Source organism: Pseudomonas sp. EA_35y_Pfl2_R5 (genome assembly GCF_963970805.1).
GTDB lineage: Bacteria > Pseudomonadota > Gammaproteobacteria > Pseudomonadales > Pseudomonadaceae > Aquipseudomonas.
Map to the genome: position 1 here is coordinate 66,000 of NZ_CAXAOW010000008.1, position 15,760 is coordinate 81,759.

The following is a 15,760-nucleotide window of genomic DNA, read 5'->3' on the forward strand; positions in this document are numbered from 1 at the left end:
GAGTACTGCCAATGCATCCCCGCGACCCGGAAGAGTTTCACCGGGTATCTACACCGCTGGAGTTGCTCTTCGATCTGGTGTTCGTCATCGCCATCGCCTCGGCAGCTGCTGGCTTGCACCATGCGCTAACTGCCGGACACATTACCCAAGGCATAGCCACCTTCATCGCGGCTTTTTTTGCCATCTGGTGGGGTTGGATGAACTTCACCTGGTTCGCATCGGCCTACGACAATGACGATGCACTTTACCGAGCACTGACGCTCGTCATCATGGCAGGCGCCTTGACCGTTGCGGCAGGCGTTGAGCGCCTTTTCGATTCTCGGGATCTAGACCTGATTGTCGTCGGATTCGTGATCATGCGAGTGCCGCTGGCTGCGCTCTGGCTAAGGGCGCGCCGACACGACAGCGCGAGAAAAACCACCACCCAACTCTACGCCACGGGCTTGCTGCTGGTTCAAGGTTACTGGCTGGCATTCATGCTGATGCCGCAGGGCGGGCCTGGGTTGTTCTTCGTAGGCTTTGCAGTAGGCGCGCTGCTCGAACTCTGCGTCCCCGTCATCGCTGAAAGCAGGGGCGAAACACCCTGGAACAAACACCACATCGTAGAACGCTATGGGCTGTTCAATATCATCGTCATGGGTGAAACCATACTGGCCGGCTCCCTGGCATTGTCAGCAGCCGACTCCGGACACATCACCTCACCACTGCTGCGCATTGCTCTGTTATCGCTGCTGATTATTTTTGCGCTGTGGTGGCTGTATTTTTCCAAGCAGGAACAGATCAAGGACAGGGCTTTACCCCACGCCTTGTATTGGGGGTATGGGCACGCGTTGATTTATATGGCTGGGGCCGCAATAGGCTGCGGTTTTGCAGTGCTCGTTGAACGCGAGACGGGCGATAGCTCGATAAGCAACACGCTGGAGCTCTACGCTATATGTGTGCCGATCAGCATGTATGTATTTGGCATCTGGCTCATCCGTGACCTGTTCCTGCTCAGCGGAATATCCAGACTCATATTGCCCGGCTTTGCCCTCCTTATCCTTCTGGCACCGCTATTTCTCTCTTTGGAGATAGTCGCCGTGCTTACCATCCTCAGCGTGCTGTTGCGCAACCGTTATGCATCTGAAGCCTACTGCCATTAGCCCCGGCTATGCGCTTATTGCATCCGCTTCGCCCATACAGCAGCAGTGCCGTCCCAAAACCGCACATTCGTACAATCCCCCTCCAAAGCCCTACGCGAACATAAACCCCATAAATATGAAGTTTCATGCCGTGAGACCAACCCTGTACCACGGCGGATAAACGAGTTCGGGTCTACCCGCCGTAACACCCTGGTCCCTGCCGTACGCGCATCCATGTTCCAGATAGGTACTGCGCACAAAGACCACCTGTAATAAACCTAGGGGATGTGAGCCCCTTAACACCAGGTACCACAAAGCGCTCATCCATTTACAGGAGTCCATATGGACGTAGATACCGTCAATGAGGCGGCCACCCTGGTTGTCAGGCACAGGGTTAAGGCCGGACATGAGCCGCAATACGAAGCGTGGCTGCGGCGCATCATTGATACGGCAAGCCGTTATGCCGGACATATGGGTATTGATGTATTCCGCAGCCACAGCGATGGACTGCCGCTGTTCACCTGCGTATTGCACTTTTCCTGCAAGGTGCACTTGCAGGGCTGGCTGGATTCGAGTGATCGCCAGGAGTTAATCGCCGAGGTAAAGCCTTTGCTCACCGACGGCGACCAGATCGAAGTATCGAGCGCCCGCGAGTTCTGGTTTGTACCTGCCTCAGAACATCAGCCTCCGCCACGCTGGAAGCAGGCCTGTGTGACCTTCCTGGTCATTATGCCGCTCAGTTTGATAGTGCCCCAACTGTGGCAGCTCATCTTCAAACACATTACCTGGCTAGGCAGTTATCCCGTCGGCGATGTGGTTATCACACTGAGTATCGTGCTGCTGGTGGTTTATTGGTTCATGCCAATGATGACCCGCTGGTTAGCTGGCTGGCTCAACCCACCACGTCATGAGGAATGATCATGAGTGAAGATCTTTCAGACAAAAGCCGTCGCAAGTTTCTCGCTACCAGCTCAGTTCTCGGCGCCGCCGGAGCACTCTGGTATGCCATGCCTTTTGCCGGCGCCGCCGGCAGCTCTTTCGCCAACCCTCCGGGAGGTTCCATGAAAGCCGATCTGATCCTGTACAACGGCCGTCTGCATACCGTGGATCGTGAAAAGCCGCAAGCCACAGCGGTGGCCATTAAGGACGGAAAATTCATTGCCGTGGGCAGCGACGCAGAGGCCATGGCGGTCCGCGGTGATGCGACCCAGGTTATCGACTTGCAAAAGCGCACGGTGATCCCAGGTCTCAATGACTCGCACCTGCACCTGATTCGTGGTGGCCTGAATTACAACCTGGAACTGCGCTGGGAGGGTGTTCCATCTCTCGCTGATGCGTTGCGGATGCTCAAGGATCAGGCTGATCGCACGCCTGCTCCGCAATGGGTGCGGGTGGTAGGCGGCTGGAATGAATTCCAGTTCGCCGAGCGTCGCCTGCCTACCCTGGACGAATTGAACAAGGCCGCACCCGATACGCCGGTATTCGTTCTGCACCTTTATGACCGCGCCCTCCTAAACCGTGCGGCACTGCGTGTTGTCGGCTATACCCGCGACACGCCGAACCCGCCGGGCGGCGAGATTGTCCGCGACAGCAATGGCGAACCCACCGGCATGCTGGTAGCCAAACCCAATGCGATGATTCTCTATTCGACCCTGGCCAAGGGGCCAAAGCTACCGCTGGAGTATCAGGTCAACTCGACACGCCAGTTTATGCGCGAACTCAACCGCCTTGGCGTGACCAGTGCCATCGATGCTGGCGGTGGTTTCCAGAACTATCCGGACGACTATGAAGTGGTCCGCGAGCTGGCCAAGCACAACCAGTTGAGCGTGCGTATCGCCTACAACCTGTTCACCCAGAAACCCAAGGAAGAGCTGACCGACTTCAAGAACTGGAGCGGCATGGTCAAGCCTGGCGATGGCGATGACTTCTTCCGGCACAACGGTGCCGGCGAAATGCTGGTGTTCTCTGCCGCAGACTTCGAAGACTTCCTCGAACCTCGGCCAGACCTTGCGCCGACTATGGAGCAGGACCTGGAACCCGTAGTGCGTCACCTGGTGGAGCAGCGCTGGCCGTTCCGCCTGCACGCGACCTACGACGAATCCATTTCACGGATGCTCGATGTGTTCGAGCGGGTCAATCGCGACATTCCGTTCAACGGCCTGCCATGGTTCTTCGATCACGCTGAAACCATCAGCCCGAAGAACATCGAGCGGGTACGCGCGCTTGGCGGTGGCATTGCCATTCAGGACCGTATGGCCTTCCAAGGCGAGTATTTCGTCGACCGCTACGGCAGCAAAGCCGCCGAACAGACCCCACCCATTCAACGCATGCTGGCCGAGGGCATACCCGTTGGCGCGGGGACTGATGCAACCCGCGTCTCCAGCTACAACCCCTGGACCTCACTTTACTGGCTGGTCAGCGGCCGAACCGTTGGTGGGCTGGAGCTTTACCCCAACGGGCTGTCCCGTGACACCGCCCTACAGCTGTTTACCCATGGCAGTGCCTGGTTCTCGTCAGAGCAAGGCAAAAAGGGCCAGATCAAGGTCGGGCAACTGGCGGACCTTACGGCCCTGTCGGCGGACTTCTTCAGTGTCGAGGAAGAGGCGATCAAGTGGATCGAATCGGTGCTGACCGTCGTCGACGGCAAAGTGGTCTACGGCGCTGCGGAGTTCGACCAGCTGTCGCCACCGAGCCTGCCGGTGATGCCGGACTGGTCACCGGTTGCCAAGGTCCCCGGCCACTGGCGTCCCGCTTCACCGCTGCTGGCTCAGGTGCACCAATGCTCAGGCCCTTGCGCGGTGCATGCGCACAGCCATGACAAGGTGCGCCGGTCATCCGTACCGGTCAGTGACTACCAAGGCTTCTGGGGTGCCTTCGGCTGCTCCTGCTTCGCGTTCTGAGCATGGACACGACTATCGAAAAGCGCTCCCCCTGGAGCGCGCTGCGCCATAGCACTTTCCGCTGGCTATGGCTGGCCAGCATCGCCTCCAACATCGGCACCTGGATGCACGAAGTAGGGGCCGGCTGGTTGATAACGACGCTGTCAGCCAGCCCCATGCACGTTGCCTTGGTGCAGGTTGCAGGCTCCGCACCGATGTTCTTTCTGGCTCTTCCAGCGGGTGCCATGGCCGACATCGTCGACAAGCGTCGCTACCTGCTTATGGTGCAAGTGTGGATGGCCGCGGTGGCGATGCTCCTGGCTCTGCTCACACTCAACGGCGTGATGACCGTCTCGCTGCTGCTCCTCCTGACTCTGGGCATGGGCGTGGGGACCGCATTGATGATGCCCGCATGGTCAGCGTTGACGCCCGAATTGGTCGACAAGCGCGACCTCGGCTCAGCGATCGCCCTGTCCAGCCTCGGCATCAACGTCGCCCGGGCTATCGGGCCGGCGATTGCTGGGGTGCTGGTCAGCCTCAGCGGCCCCTGGGCCACCTTCGCGCTGAACGCCGTGTCGTTCTTCGCGGTGATGGCGGTGCTGTACACCTGGAAACGCGAACAAATACCTGCGCTATTCCCGGCGGAACGGCTGCTCGGGGCCATGCGCGCAGGCTGGCGCTACAGCCGCAGCTCCCAGCCGTTACAAGCAGTACTGGTGCGGTCGGCGGCATTCTTCGTCGGCGCCAGTGCCGGCATGTCGCTGCTACCGCTGATCGTGCGCGGCGAGCTGAACGGCAGTGCCAGCGATTTCGGCCTGCTGCTTGGCAGCGTCGGCATCGGTGCCGTGCTCGGCGCTACTTTATTGCCGCGCATCCGTGATGCGGTGAAACCCGATCATCTGGTGGCCGGCTCCAGCCTGCTTTACGCCTTGGTACTTGCCGCGCTGGCTGGAGTGCGCAACCTGTACTGGCTGATACCGGTGATGATGATCAGTGGCGCGGCCTGGATCTCCGTGCTGTCGAGCCTGCAAATGGCGGCGCAGACCTCCGTACCCAACTGGGTGCGGGCGCGTGCACTGTCGGTATACATCCTGGTGTTCTTCGGCAGCATGGCGGCCGGCGGCGCGCTGTGGGGCTTCGTTGCCAGTCACCTGTCGATCAGCCTCACCCTGCTGATCGCTGGCGGAGCCCTGCTGGTGGGCATCGTGCTGACCCTGCGCTTCCACCTGCCGGTTACCGAAGCCGAAGACCTGGCACCGTCCCTGCACTGGCCTACACCGATCCTTGCAGATGACCAGGATCAGGAACGCGGTCCAGTAATGGTTACCCTTGAGTACCAGATCGATCCGGCGCAGGCAGAACAGTTTCGCCTTGCCATGCAGGATGTACGCAGCATGCGCATGCGTAATGGTGCCTTTTCCTGGGGGCTGGTTCAGGACAGTGAGCATCCACAGCGTTGGCTGGAGTTTTTCTTTGATGAGTCCTGGCTTGAACATCTGCGCCACCACGGCCGGGTAACCCGTGCCGAACAACGCATCGAGGCCGCGGCTCGCCAGTTCCAGGCTGGCGGGGTCGCCATACGTATTCACCACTACCTAGCACCCACTAATCAGGGATGACTACAACCGTGCTGTTCATACATGGTGAATGGCTGTCTGCCTCCGTTTGGGGACATTTCTCCAGTCGCTATCGGGCATGTGGCTACACCTGCATTGCCCCACCCTGGCCCTTATCGGAGGGGCCGCCAGAGAGGCTGCGCAACGCGCCCCATATCGACTTCCCAAGGCTTGGGATCAGACAAATTATTGAACACTATGCAGCGTTGATTCGGCGCATGCCTCAGCCTCCCTTGCTGATTGGCCACTCGCTGGGCGGTCTGCTCGTACAGATACTGTTGGATCGTGGTCTTGGCTGTGCCGGGATATCGATTGCAGCGATGCCCCCTCGCGGGGTAATACCTCGCTTGAGCGTTCTCTACAGGGCGATACCCGTGCGCATGGCTTGGGGCAGTTGGGCGCGAGTCATGTATTTTCCACTACGAGAATTTGCCCAACAATATACCCAGGCTATGACGATTCAGGACCTTTCGCTGCTACATGCAAACCATATCGTGCCCGCACCGGGGCGGATTTTCTTTGAAGCGGCTTTCGGTATTGGCACACATGTCGATTTTGCCAATGACCGCAGAGCACCGCTGCTGTTGATCGCCGCCGAGAACGATCACAGCATACGGCCATGCGTGGTGACGTCGAACTATCGGCAATACAATCGCTCGGCGGCCAGTACCTCGTTCAAGTGCTTTGCCGGGCACAGCCACTGGCTCATCGCCGAACCGGGCTGGGAGCAAATAGCTGACTACACAATTGAATGGGCGCAAAATCAGTTGGGTCGTTTTTGATTTGTTTCAGGTTCGCGCAGTGATTAGCGTATTGGGTTCCCCCCCAACCAAACAGCAGATGCTCGCCCCAGGAAATCGCTGGCGCACAGGCACGGCGTTGGCAATCTATATGCTGTTGATTGGTCTCCAATGGTTTAGTCCGGCGGTAACGGCCGCCGACTACTTACTGGACACGCTGGAGCACCACCGCTGGACCGTCGCCGATGAGGGCCCTAGCCAGGTCGGGGCTTTGGCTCAGACCCGAGACGGCTATCTCTGGCTCGGAACCAACGATTCGCTCTATCGCTTTGACGGCCTAGACTTCGCGCGCTATGCCCCGCCTGACGGCAGTCCGCTTGGCATTATTTCCGCCCTCAAGGCGGCGGACGAAGGCTTGTGGGCCGGTCTTCGTGCGGGTGGCATAAGCCTGATCACCGACACGGGCATAACCACTTACCCAGTCAGCGCTGGGTTGCCTGGCGGAGTGGTCTATAGCATCGCCAAGGATCACAGTGGCGCAGTCTGGATCGCCGCCAATGATGGTTTGGCGCGTTTTGACGGTAACGCCTGGCAGCGTATCGGTAGCGACTGGAACTTTCCGGGACGACATGCCCGCGCGGTACTTCTCGACCGCGATGGAACGCTATGGGCAGCCAATGAAGATCGCCTGTTCTACCTGCCGTCGGGTGCCCGAGCGTTTGTCGATGCAGGCATTGCGGTTGGTTGGGTGAGTCAAATGGCTCAGGCCCCAGATGGGTCCATCTGGATGGCCGAACGCTATGGCGGTTCGCTGCGCCGAATTGTGCCAAACGAAGGCGATGCGGCGACCCAGGTGACAGTAATCGATGGTGCTAATGGTTTGTTATTCGATAGCACCGGGGCGCTATGGGTGGGCACCAGCGGTAAGGGCGTTCGCTATGTACACGCCTCTGCCAGCCTCAATGCGCTATCGATAACTGACGTACTCAGGCATCAAGAAGAGTTTATGGCCAAGGATGGCTTGAGTGCAGATATCGTTCTCCCATTAGTCGAAGATGTCGAAGGCAATATCTGGGTGGGTACTAGTGCCGGGCTAGACCGTTTTCGGCCCAGTGCTATGGTCTCGGCCGCATTTCCACACAACGCCCAGAACTTTGCATTGGTTGCCGGTGCTGCAGGCAGTGTCTGGGCAGGTACCAGCAACCTACCGGCAATGCGCCTGAGCAGTATTGGGTTGGCCTCTCTGGATATCCCTGCACCGATTAGTAATGCCTTCAGTGATGTTAACGGTGATATCTGGATGGCTGGCCGCAAGGGTATCTGGCGTGCGCAAGGAGACAAAACCGAGCGCGTCGCGTCATTGCCAACCGAGGATGGGCTTGACTCAGCCGTCCGCGCGATGACGCTCGATCAGGCGGGCAACCTGTGGGTTTCGATCAACCGCAAGGGACTATTCGTTCTTCAAGGCGGGCGTTGGTCAATGGTTGCGCCGCCTAATGCTGATCCAAGCCAGTTAATGCCTGTCACCGCTACCACCGATCCCCTTGGCAGACTCTGGTTTGGCTACCGCAATAACCTGATCGTGACTCAGGACGACAAGGGACAGCGGCACTGGGGAGCAGACGAAGGCTTAAAGGTTGGTCATGTCACCGCGATGCTGCATCAGGGTCGTCTCACCTGGGTGGGTGGCCAGCGTGGAGTGGCCTTCTTCGATGGTGAGCGCTTCCATAGCCTTCACCTACCGGACAATGGACTGTTCGACAATATCTACGCGATTCTAGCCGTGCCTCCCAGAGAACCTGAAGGCGACGGTAGCTATGATCTCTGGCTGCATGGCAAAACCGGGGTTTATCAGTTGACCGCTCGTGAGTTAAAGCGCGCCATCGCTGACCCGCAATACCACGTACGTTACCGCAGCTATGAGGTGATTGGTGGCCTGGCCAATGACCCGCACCAAGTACTCCCATTACCCACTGCAGTGCGTAGTACGGATGGACGTCTATGGTTTAGCACCAGTAAGGGCGTGACCTGGATCGATCCGACTCGCTACGTGCAGAGTAAAGCGGCCCCCAAGGTAGTTATCCAATCATTCAATGTCGATGGTAAGGAACCCCGACCCAGTGAGTTGTCACAACTGGGCGCAGAACCAAGAAGCATCGAAATTTCTTATGCAGCGCTCAGTCTCTCAGGCATGCAAGGCTTGCACTTTCGCTATCTGTTGGAGGGGTTCGACACGTACTGGCAGCAGGCGGGTTCAAAACGTAGCGCCATCTATACGGGGCTCGGCCCCGGGGATTATCGGTTCCGCGTATTGGCCTCCAATCAGGATGGAATACTGAGCACCGAGGAGGCCGTGCTGAGCTTCAGTATTCGACCAGTTTTTTACCGCACCCCACTATTTATAATGTTGAGCGGATTAGCAGTGGCGAGTATTTTGTGGATGCTGCATCGGTTCAATATTCGCCGTTCAGCCCAGCATCTGCGGGACCGCCTTGAGGAGCGACACGCCGAGCGCGAGCGAATCGCCCGTGAACTGCATGACACCCTGCTCCAGGGTGTGCAGGGTCTTATGTTGAGTTTCCAGGCGGCCACTGAGCAAATCCCCAGTACTCATCCAGCGCGGGGCAAAATGGAGAGTGCGCTAGACCGCGCAGATCAGGTTTTGGTGGAGGCACGAGAGCGGGTGAACAATCTCCGTGATTTGAACGAGCCTGCTCTGAACCTGATCGATGCATTTGCCGCTGTCACGAGTGAGCTGCAGCTAGAAGGCAGTACGCGCTTTACCCTGAACAGCCACGGCACGCCACTGCCGCTGCACCCGATAGTCGGTGAAGAAAGCTACCGGATAGGCTGTGAAGCGATCATGAACGCCTTTCGACATGCCAATGCGCAGAACGTGGAAATCCGCATCGTCTACACCCGGCACGCATTTCAGCTAAGCGTTGACGATAACGGTAGCGGCATCGACCCACAGTATCTGCCGCCCAATATCCGCCCCAATCACTGGGGCTTACACGGCATGCTGGAGCGGGCCGAAAAAATCGGCGGACGGCTGTCTATTCAAAGAGGCGCCCACAGTGGCACTGAAATTCAGCTGACTGTTCCCGCGTTAACGGCCTATCGACGTATTCCGCGACGTCTTAGCCAGTGGCTACGTGCATTGACCCAATTGAGGCCCTGAGTGTGCATCCGGAGAATGAACAGATACGCGTGCTGGTCGTCGATGACCACCCTCTGCTGCGCGAGGGTATAGCCGCCGTCCTTGAAGCCCAATCAGACATAGTGCTGGTCGGCGAGGCGACCAATGGCTGCGAAGCGCTTCAGCTATTTCGCTCGCTGCGCCCGGACGTCACCCTGATGGATCTACAAATGCCCGAGATGGATGGCATCGAGGCGATTCAGGCCATCCGCGCCGAGTTTCCTGGCGCACGTATTGCCATCCTGACCACCTATCGGGGTGATGTACGGGCATTGCATGCAATCAAGGCGGGAGCTCTCGGCTACTTATTGAAAAGTAGCCTGCGTAAGGAGTTGCTGGATGCCATCCGCTTTATTGCTGCAGGCAACAGCTATTTCCCGGCAGAGATAGCTGTTGAGCTGGCTGACCACTTAAGCCACGACTCCCTGACCGCTCGTGAAATCCAGGTTCTGCAATGTGTGGCTATGGGTAAACCCAACAAGCAAATTGCCGCGGAGCTCATGATCGCGGAGGACACCATCAAGGGGCATTTAAGAAGCATCATGGACAAGTTGGGTGCCAGCAATCGCACCCATGCGGTCACTCTCGGCATTCAGCGCGGCATCATCACGGTGTAATACCCCACTTTTGAGGGGGGCACGCGCCCCCCATTGTTGTCTTATGCCTGATCAGAGCACGGCATAGCATGGAGCCATGGACACAAAGATCCACAGTGGAGCACCGCCATGCGTGCCACCCTGCATGCTGTTACCCCGGCAACCGCAGTAGACAGCCAGACTCAGCGCTGTATTTCCGACGAAACTTATGACGGCGTCATGCTATTGCTTAGAGATGCTCAAGCGCACCTGAGCATTGATCGTGACTCAGCCTGCCTATGCCTGACCCGCGCTCTGGTCATGTTGCAGAAGAGCGATAGCCAGTTAAAGAACCGCCATGGCTGCCTACCCGGCTGGCAAATCAAACGAGTGGTCGACTACATCGACGCTAACCTCGACTCATCAATACGCACAAATCAGTTGGCTGCTGCGCTCAGCCTGAGTGTCAGTTACTTCTCGCATGCTTTCAAAAATACCTTTGGTGTCACCCCGCTGGTTTACGTCGCACGTCGCCGCATCGAATCTGCGCGACAGATCATGCTCACCACCGACTCCTCGCTGACCGACATCGCCCACAGTCACGGATTCTGTGACCAATCCCATTTCATCCGTACCTTTCGCCGCCAGATCGGGGTTACACCTCAGGCCTGGCGACGTTTGTGCGATGCCGGGCTATACGAGGAACAGGCCAGCTCCACACCCAGAACACTGGCCATTGTTAGAGCCTCAGTGTGCAGCGCATAGCGCATGGCTATCGAAGCTCAAGGGCTTGCTGCCAGCGCTAATCCAAACTGTGCTGTGTGGTATGGCGGAGCCTAGAGAGGGGCGAACCAAATAGATTTACACCCGAACCACGGGTGTTTCAGGCAGCGCAAACTTACAGAAATGAGGAACTAGCAATGGCTAAAGTTTTAGTGCTCTATCACTCCATGTATGGCCACATTGAGACCATGGCGAACAAGATCGCCGAAGGGGCGCGCAGCGTTCCAGGGGCAGAGGTTGTGGTAAAGCGGGTCCCTGAAACAATGAGCCCAGAAGCCTTCGCTGCAGCGGGCGGAAAGACCAATCAGAGCGCACCAGAGGCACAGCCGTCGGAACTGGAAAATTTCGATGCAATCATCTTTGGCACTCCGACTCGCTTCGGCAATATGTCCGGACAAATGCGCAACTTCCTCGACCGAACAGGTGGCCTTTGGGCCAAGGGCGCGCTGGCTGGAAAAGTCGCCAGCGTGTTTACCTCAACAGGAACGGGCGGTGGCCAGGAAATGACCATTGCCTCCACCTGGACCACGCTTGCTCATCACGGAATGATCATCGTGCCAATCGGCTATACCACCCCGGCACTGTTCGATATCTCGAAAGTAGGAGGCGGCACGCCTTATGGTGCCTCTACCATCGCCGGGGGCGATGGGTCTCGGCAGCCGGATGAGCGTGAGCTGGAAATCGCACGCCATCAGGGCGAACACGTTGCTCGTATCGCATCAAAGCTGCACGGCTAAAACCAAAGCTGCTCCCTCTGGAGCTTAAATAGGGCTTGGACTTGGGGCGCACCGGCCCAAAGTCCAGGCTCTAAGCCAATACTCAGTTGGCGGTTTGTTCGGCAGCTTCAATGATCAAGGCCGCGACTTTTTCAGGGTTGGAGGTCATCACCACGTGGGAGGCGTCCTCGATCGTTACTGTTTTTTTCGAACCGGCACGGTCTGCCATAAACGCAAGGGCGGCTTCAGGAATATTCTTGTCCGCCGAGCCGTAAATGAACCAAGACGGCAATTGCTTCCAGGCAGGATCGCCAGATGCCTCATGTAAGGCGTGCTCTGTGATTGGACGCTGGGTAGCCGCCATCAGTGCCGCCTCAGGTGCGGCGACATCAGCTGCAAACTGCTGAGCGAACTTGTCCTGCTGGATATACAAGTCCTTATTACCGTCCTTCAACGTTACGGGTGTGGCCAGAGTTGGCCCAAGCGTGCTGCCCGGATAACGACCGGATAGCTCTACTGCGGTCTCGCCTTTGTCGGGAGCAAATGCTGCGACATACACCAATGCCTTCACGTTCGAGTTGTCCTGCACGGCGTTGGATATGACCGAGCCGCCATAGGAATGGCCGACAAGAATTACCGGGCCGCTGGTCTGCTCGACGATGCTGGCGACGTAGTCGGCATCGTACTTCACTCCGCGCAGAGGATTGGCTGCGGCTATTACAGGGTAGCCTTGTGCCAGCAGTTGCGTGGCTACCCCGTTCCAGCTGGCGGACTCGGCAAATGCACCATGCACGAGTACCACGGTAGGCTTATCGTTTGTGCTTTGCGATGCAATTGCAGGGCTCATAGCGCCAAGAACGACGGCTGTGGTCGCGATGGCGATGACGGTTTTAATCATCGTGAAAGTACGCATGATGAGTTCCTTCCTCTTAATCAAATTGATGACGCGACAGACTGAAAATACGGTCCGTATTTCTGCATGCAGGGCGCGGGCATCGGTTTGTCAGGCTCAGCACCGGGCTTGCGGTACTGAGCCTGAGCAGTAAGGCCAAGGCTTAGTCGATCAGCGTCAGGGTGACGTCGATATTGCCGCGAGTGGCGTTGGAGTAAGGGCAGACGAGGTGCGCACGGTCGATCAGGGTTTGTGCTTGCTCGCGGTCCATACCTGGCAGGCTAATGCGCAATTCGACTTCGATGCCGAAACCGTTGGGGATCGCGCCGATACCCACTACACCTTCAATCGAGGCGTCTGCTGGCATCGCCAGCTTGTCGCGGCCTGCGACGAACTTCATCGCGCCGATAAAGCAGGCTGAGTAGCCGGCAGCGAACAGCTGCTCGGGGTTAGTGCCCGCACCGCCAGCACCGCCGAGTTCTTTCGGGGTGGTCAGGGCGACGTCGAGTACGCCGTCGGAGGAGATGGCACGGCCATCACGGCCGCCGGTGGCTTCTGCATAGGCACGGTAAGCAATAGTTTGAATCAACATGGTGGTAATCCTCTGGAGCTGTTTAGGTTGGTTTGTTTAAAGCGTTGCAGTGTCAGGTGGCGATCAGCCTTCGTGGCTGATCAGCCAGCTTGGGTAAAGGCCTTTGCCATCTGCCTGGCTGTCGTCAGCCAGAACCGGGCCGGAAAGAGCGAGCAGGGCGGTGAAAGCGATCAGGGTTTTCATAACGGTGCTCCATGAATGTCAGGGTTGTTGGGTTGGATGAAGACAACTGCATGTCTTTGTGGTCTTTTCGCGCTAATGTTTTGCGCACCAATCAGCTCCATGGGGTGAACTGTAGTGCGCATTAATTTAGCGCGCAATATATATTTTTAAGCATTTGGCGATAAGCACTGCTTTGTTCGGGCATAAGCGAGGATTGGCGGGCTGTTGCGTGATGTTTACGAGAGTGGTGGCGGGTGAAATTGTTGTACGGAACTGGGAGGTGACGAGGAGCGTGACGCGGTTTGTGCGACGACCCCGCCGGGGCGGGCGACAGGTCTGTCGCCTAGGTCCCTAAACGGCCTGTTGCAGGCTGCTGCGCAGGGCGACCAGCTCAGCTTTCAGGGCGCCGAGCTCCGCAGCGGATTGCTGGGTGGCGGTAAGGATGCAGCTGGGAATGCGCTTGGCCTGTTCGCGCAGGTCGCGGCCTTTGTCGGTGAGGAACAGTTCAACCACGCGTTCGTCGACACTGCTACGGGTGCGCTTGAGCAAGCCTTCGGCTTCCAGGCGTTTGAGCAGCGGAGTGACGGAGCCAGGGTCGGTGAGCAGACGGCTGCTGATGTCGCCCACGGTGATGCCGTCGCCTTCCCAGAGCACCATCATCGCCAGGTACTGTGGGTAGGTCAGACCCAGCTCCTGTAACAGCGGCTTGTAGACCTTGGTCAGCAGCAGTGAGGTCGAATACAGGGCAAAGCACAGCTGGTTATCGAGCAGCAGTTCGGCGCAAGGGTCTTGCGTAGTCATGGCGTTCTCCAGCGGCACAGGACAGTCGGCGACAATTTATCGCGCCAACTACTGTTATGCCAATTGAATGCGCATGACTTTAACTCCATGCAGGCACGAATCACCCAGGGCGACACCCGAAGCTTTGTGGCCAGAGCGGCCCGCTAGCAAGCACTCAATGGGCTCTCCCACAAGTAGTGAGCAAAGCGTTACTAGATTGAGAGCCTCATACGCTCAGACACACGTATTTGATCTCCAGGTAATCTTCGATACCGTACTTGGATCCTTCACGGCCCAAACCCGAGGCCTTGATACCGCCGAACGGCGCGACTTCGTTGGAAACAAGACCCGTGTTGACGCCGACCATGCCGTATTCCAGGGCTTCCACGACACGGAACACACGGCTCAGGTCGCGGGCGTAGAAGTACGAGGCCAGGCCGAATTCGGTGTCGTTGGACATCGCGATCACGTCGGCTTCGTCTTTGAAGCGGAACAGCGGTGCCAGTGGGCCGAAAGTCTCTTCCTTCGCCACGGCAGCGTTGTTTGGCACGTTGGTCAGGATGGTCGGCTCAAAGAAGTTGCCTTCGATGGACTTGCCGCCGGAAAGCACGGTGGCGCCTTTGGAAACAGCGTCGGCGATATGTTCTTTAACCTTGGCCACGGCTTTTTCGTCGATCAGCGGGCCAGTGGTGGTGCCTTCTTCCAGACCGTTGCCGATCTTGAGTTTGGCCACCGCCACTTTCAGCTTCTCGGCAAACGCGTCGTAGACCGAATCCTGAATGTACAGGCGGTTGGCGCAGACGCAGGTCTGACCGTTGTTGCGGTATTTCGAAATGATCGCGCCTTCAACGGCCTTATCCAGGTCCGCGTCGTCGAACACGATGAACGGTGCATTGCCGCCCAGTTCCAGGGACACTTTCTTGATGTCCTTGGCGCACTCAGCCATCAACTGGCTACCGACTTCGGTCGAGCCGGTGAAAGTCAATTTACGCACGATCGGGTTGCTGGTCAGCTCGCTACCAATGTCACCTGCGCTGCCGGTGACCACGCTGAATACGCCAGCAGGAATGCCCGCACGCTGGGCCAGTTCAGCCAGAGCAAAAGCCGAGAATGGCGTTTGCGAAGCCGGCTTCAGCACCATGGTGCAACCGGCAGCCAGCGCCGGGCCGGCTTTACGGGTGATCATCGCGGCCGGGAAGTTCCATGGAGTGATTGCCGCGGTCACACCGATCGGCTGCTTGATCACGATCAGGCGCTTATCTGGCTGATGGCCTGGAATCACGTCACCGTAGATCCGCTTGGCTTCTTCGGCGAACCATTCGATAAAGGAAGCGGCGTGGACGATTTCGCCCTTGGCTTCGGCCAATGGTTTGCCTTGCTCCAGGGTCATCAGGCGAGCGAGGTCGTCCTGGTTCTCGATGATCAGCTCGAACCAGCGACGCAGCTTGTTCGCACGTTCTTTGGCGGTCAGTGCGCGCCAAGCCGGCAGCGCTTTGTCAGCGGCTTCGATGGCACGGCGGGTTTCGGCAGCGCCCATTTTCGGCACGGTGCCCAGAATTTCTCCCGTTGCCGGGTTGTTGACCTTGATCGTCTGACCATTGTCCGCATCAACCCACGTGCCATTAATGAAGGCTTGCTGGCGGAACAGCTGGGTATCTTTGAGTTGCATGATGAACTCCGATTTCAGGACAGAAAGGCTGGCGGC

Annotated in this window: 13 protein-coding genes; 9 read left to right on the forward strand and 4 right to left on the reverse strand. The window is 58.0% G+C overall.

The features are described from left to right. The first annotated feature begins 11 nt into the window (after window positions 1–11). The 9 genes from AACX99_RS14740 (at window position 12) to wrbA (ending at window position 11,650) form a co-directional block, all read left to right on the forward strand. A complete protein-coding gene (locus AACX99_RS14740; protein ID WP_339412931.1) occupies window positions 12–1,142 on the forward strand; it encodes a low temperature requirement protein A in 1,131 nt (376 codons plus the stop codon). A gap of 321 nt (window positions 1,143–1,463) precedes the next feature. Further along, window positions 1,464–2,039 (forward strand): antibiotic biosynthesis monooxygenase, encoded by a 576-nt coding sequence (locus AACX99_RS14745; RefSeq protein WP_339412933.1) that lies wholly within the window; start codon window positions 1,464–1,466, stop codon window positions 2,037–2,039. 143 nt (window positions 2,040–2,182) lie between these two features. Then, window positions 2,183–4,021: an amidohydrolase gene (locus AACX99_RS14750; RefSeq protein WP_339413082.1), complete on the forward strand. Its 1,839-nt coding sequence runs from the start codon at window positions 2,183–2,185 to the stop codon at window positions 4,019–4,021. A gap of 2 nt (window positions 4,022–4,023) precedes the next feature. Then, window positions 4,024–5,619, forward strand: coding sequence for an MFS transporter (locus AACX99_RS14755; protein WP_339412935.1), 1,596 nt, complete (start codon window positions 4,024–4,026; stop codon window positions 5,617–5,619). Beyond that, entirely contained in the window at window positions 5,616–6,398 is a 783-nt protein-coding gene (locus AACX99_RS14760) for an alpha/beta hydrolase (protein ID WP_339412937.1), read from the forward strand. The genes AACX99_RS14755 and AACX99_RS14760 overlap by 4 nt, the downstream gene beginning before the upstream one ends. A gap of 19 nt (window positions 6,399–6,417) precedes the next feature. Continuing rightward, window positions 6,418–9,537 carry a sensor histidine kinase gene (locus AACX99_RS14765; protein ID WP_339412938.1) on the forward strand — a complete coding sequence of 1,040 codons (3,120 nt, stop codon included), beginning with the start codon at window positions 6,418–6,420 and terminating at the stop codon, window positions 9,535–9,537. Window positions 9,538–9,566: 29 nt separating this feature from the next. Beyond that, the gene (locus tag AACX99_RS14770) at window positions 9,567–10,172 is read left to right on the forward strand and encodes a response regulator transcription factor (protein WP_339412940.1); all 606 of its coding nucleotides are present in this window, start codon (window positions 9,567–9,569) and stop codon (window positions 10,170–10,172) included. 108 nt (window positions 10,173–10,280) lie between these two features. Continuing rightward, on the forward strand, window positions 10,281–10,895 hold the full coding sequence (locus AACX99_RS14775) for a helix-turn-helix transcriptional regulator (protein WP_339412942.1): 615 nt from the start codon (window positions 10,281–10,283) through the stop codon (window positions 10,893–10,895). Window positions 10,896–11,050: 155 nt separating this feature from the next. After that, complete coding sequence (gene wrbA / locus AACX99_RS14780) at window positions 11,051–11,650, forward strand: NAD(P)H:quinone oxidoreductase (RefSeq protein ID WP_339412944.1); 600 nt, start codon at window positions 11,051–11,053, stop codon at window positions 11,648–11,650. Window positions 11,651–11,732: 82 nt separating this feature from the next. On the opposite strand, the gene AACX99_RS14785 is transcribed toward wrbA, so the two are convergent. The 4 genes from AACX99_RS14785 to gabD all read right to left on the reverse strand — a co-directional run bounded on the left by AACX99_RS14785 (window position 11,733) and on the right by gabD (window position 15,724). Continuing rightward, window positions 11,733–12,542, reverse strand: a complete 810-nt coding sequence (locus AACX99_RS14785; RefSeq protein WP_339412946.1) for an alpha/beta fold hydrolase — start codon at window positions 12,540–12,542, stop codon at window positions 11,733–11,735. Window positions 12,543–12,684: 142 nt separating this feature from the next. Continuing rightward, window positions 12,685–13,113, reverse strand: coding sequence for an organic hydroperoxide resistance protein (locus tag AACX99_RS14790; protein WP_339412948.1), 429 nt, complete (start codon window positions 13,111–13,113; stop codon window positions 12,685–12,687). 513 nt (window positions 13,114–13,626) lie between these two features. Next, window positions 13,627–14,076, reverse strand: a complete 450-nt coding sequence (locus AACX99_RS14795; protein ID WP_339412950.1) for a MarR family winged helix-turn-helix transcriptional regulator — start codon at window positions 14,074–14,076, stop codon at window positions 13,627–13,629. A 205-nt stretch (window positions 14,077–14,281) separates the two neighbouring features. Further along, window positions 14,282–15,724 (reverse strand): NADP-dependent succinate-semialdehyde dehydrogenase, encoded by a 1,443-nt coding sequence (gene gabD, locus AACX99_RS14800; protein WP_339412952.1) that lies wholly within the window; start codon window positions 15,722–15,724, stop codon window positions 14,282–14,284. Window positions 15,725–15,760: the final 36 nt, after the last annotated feature.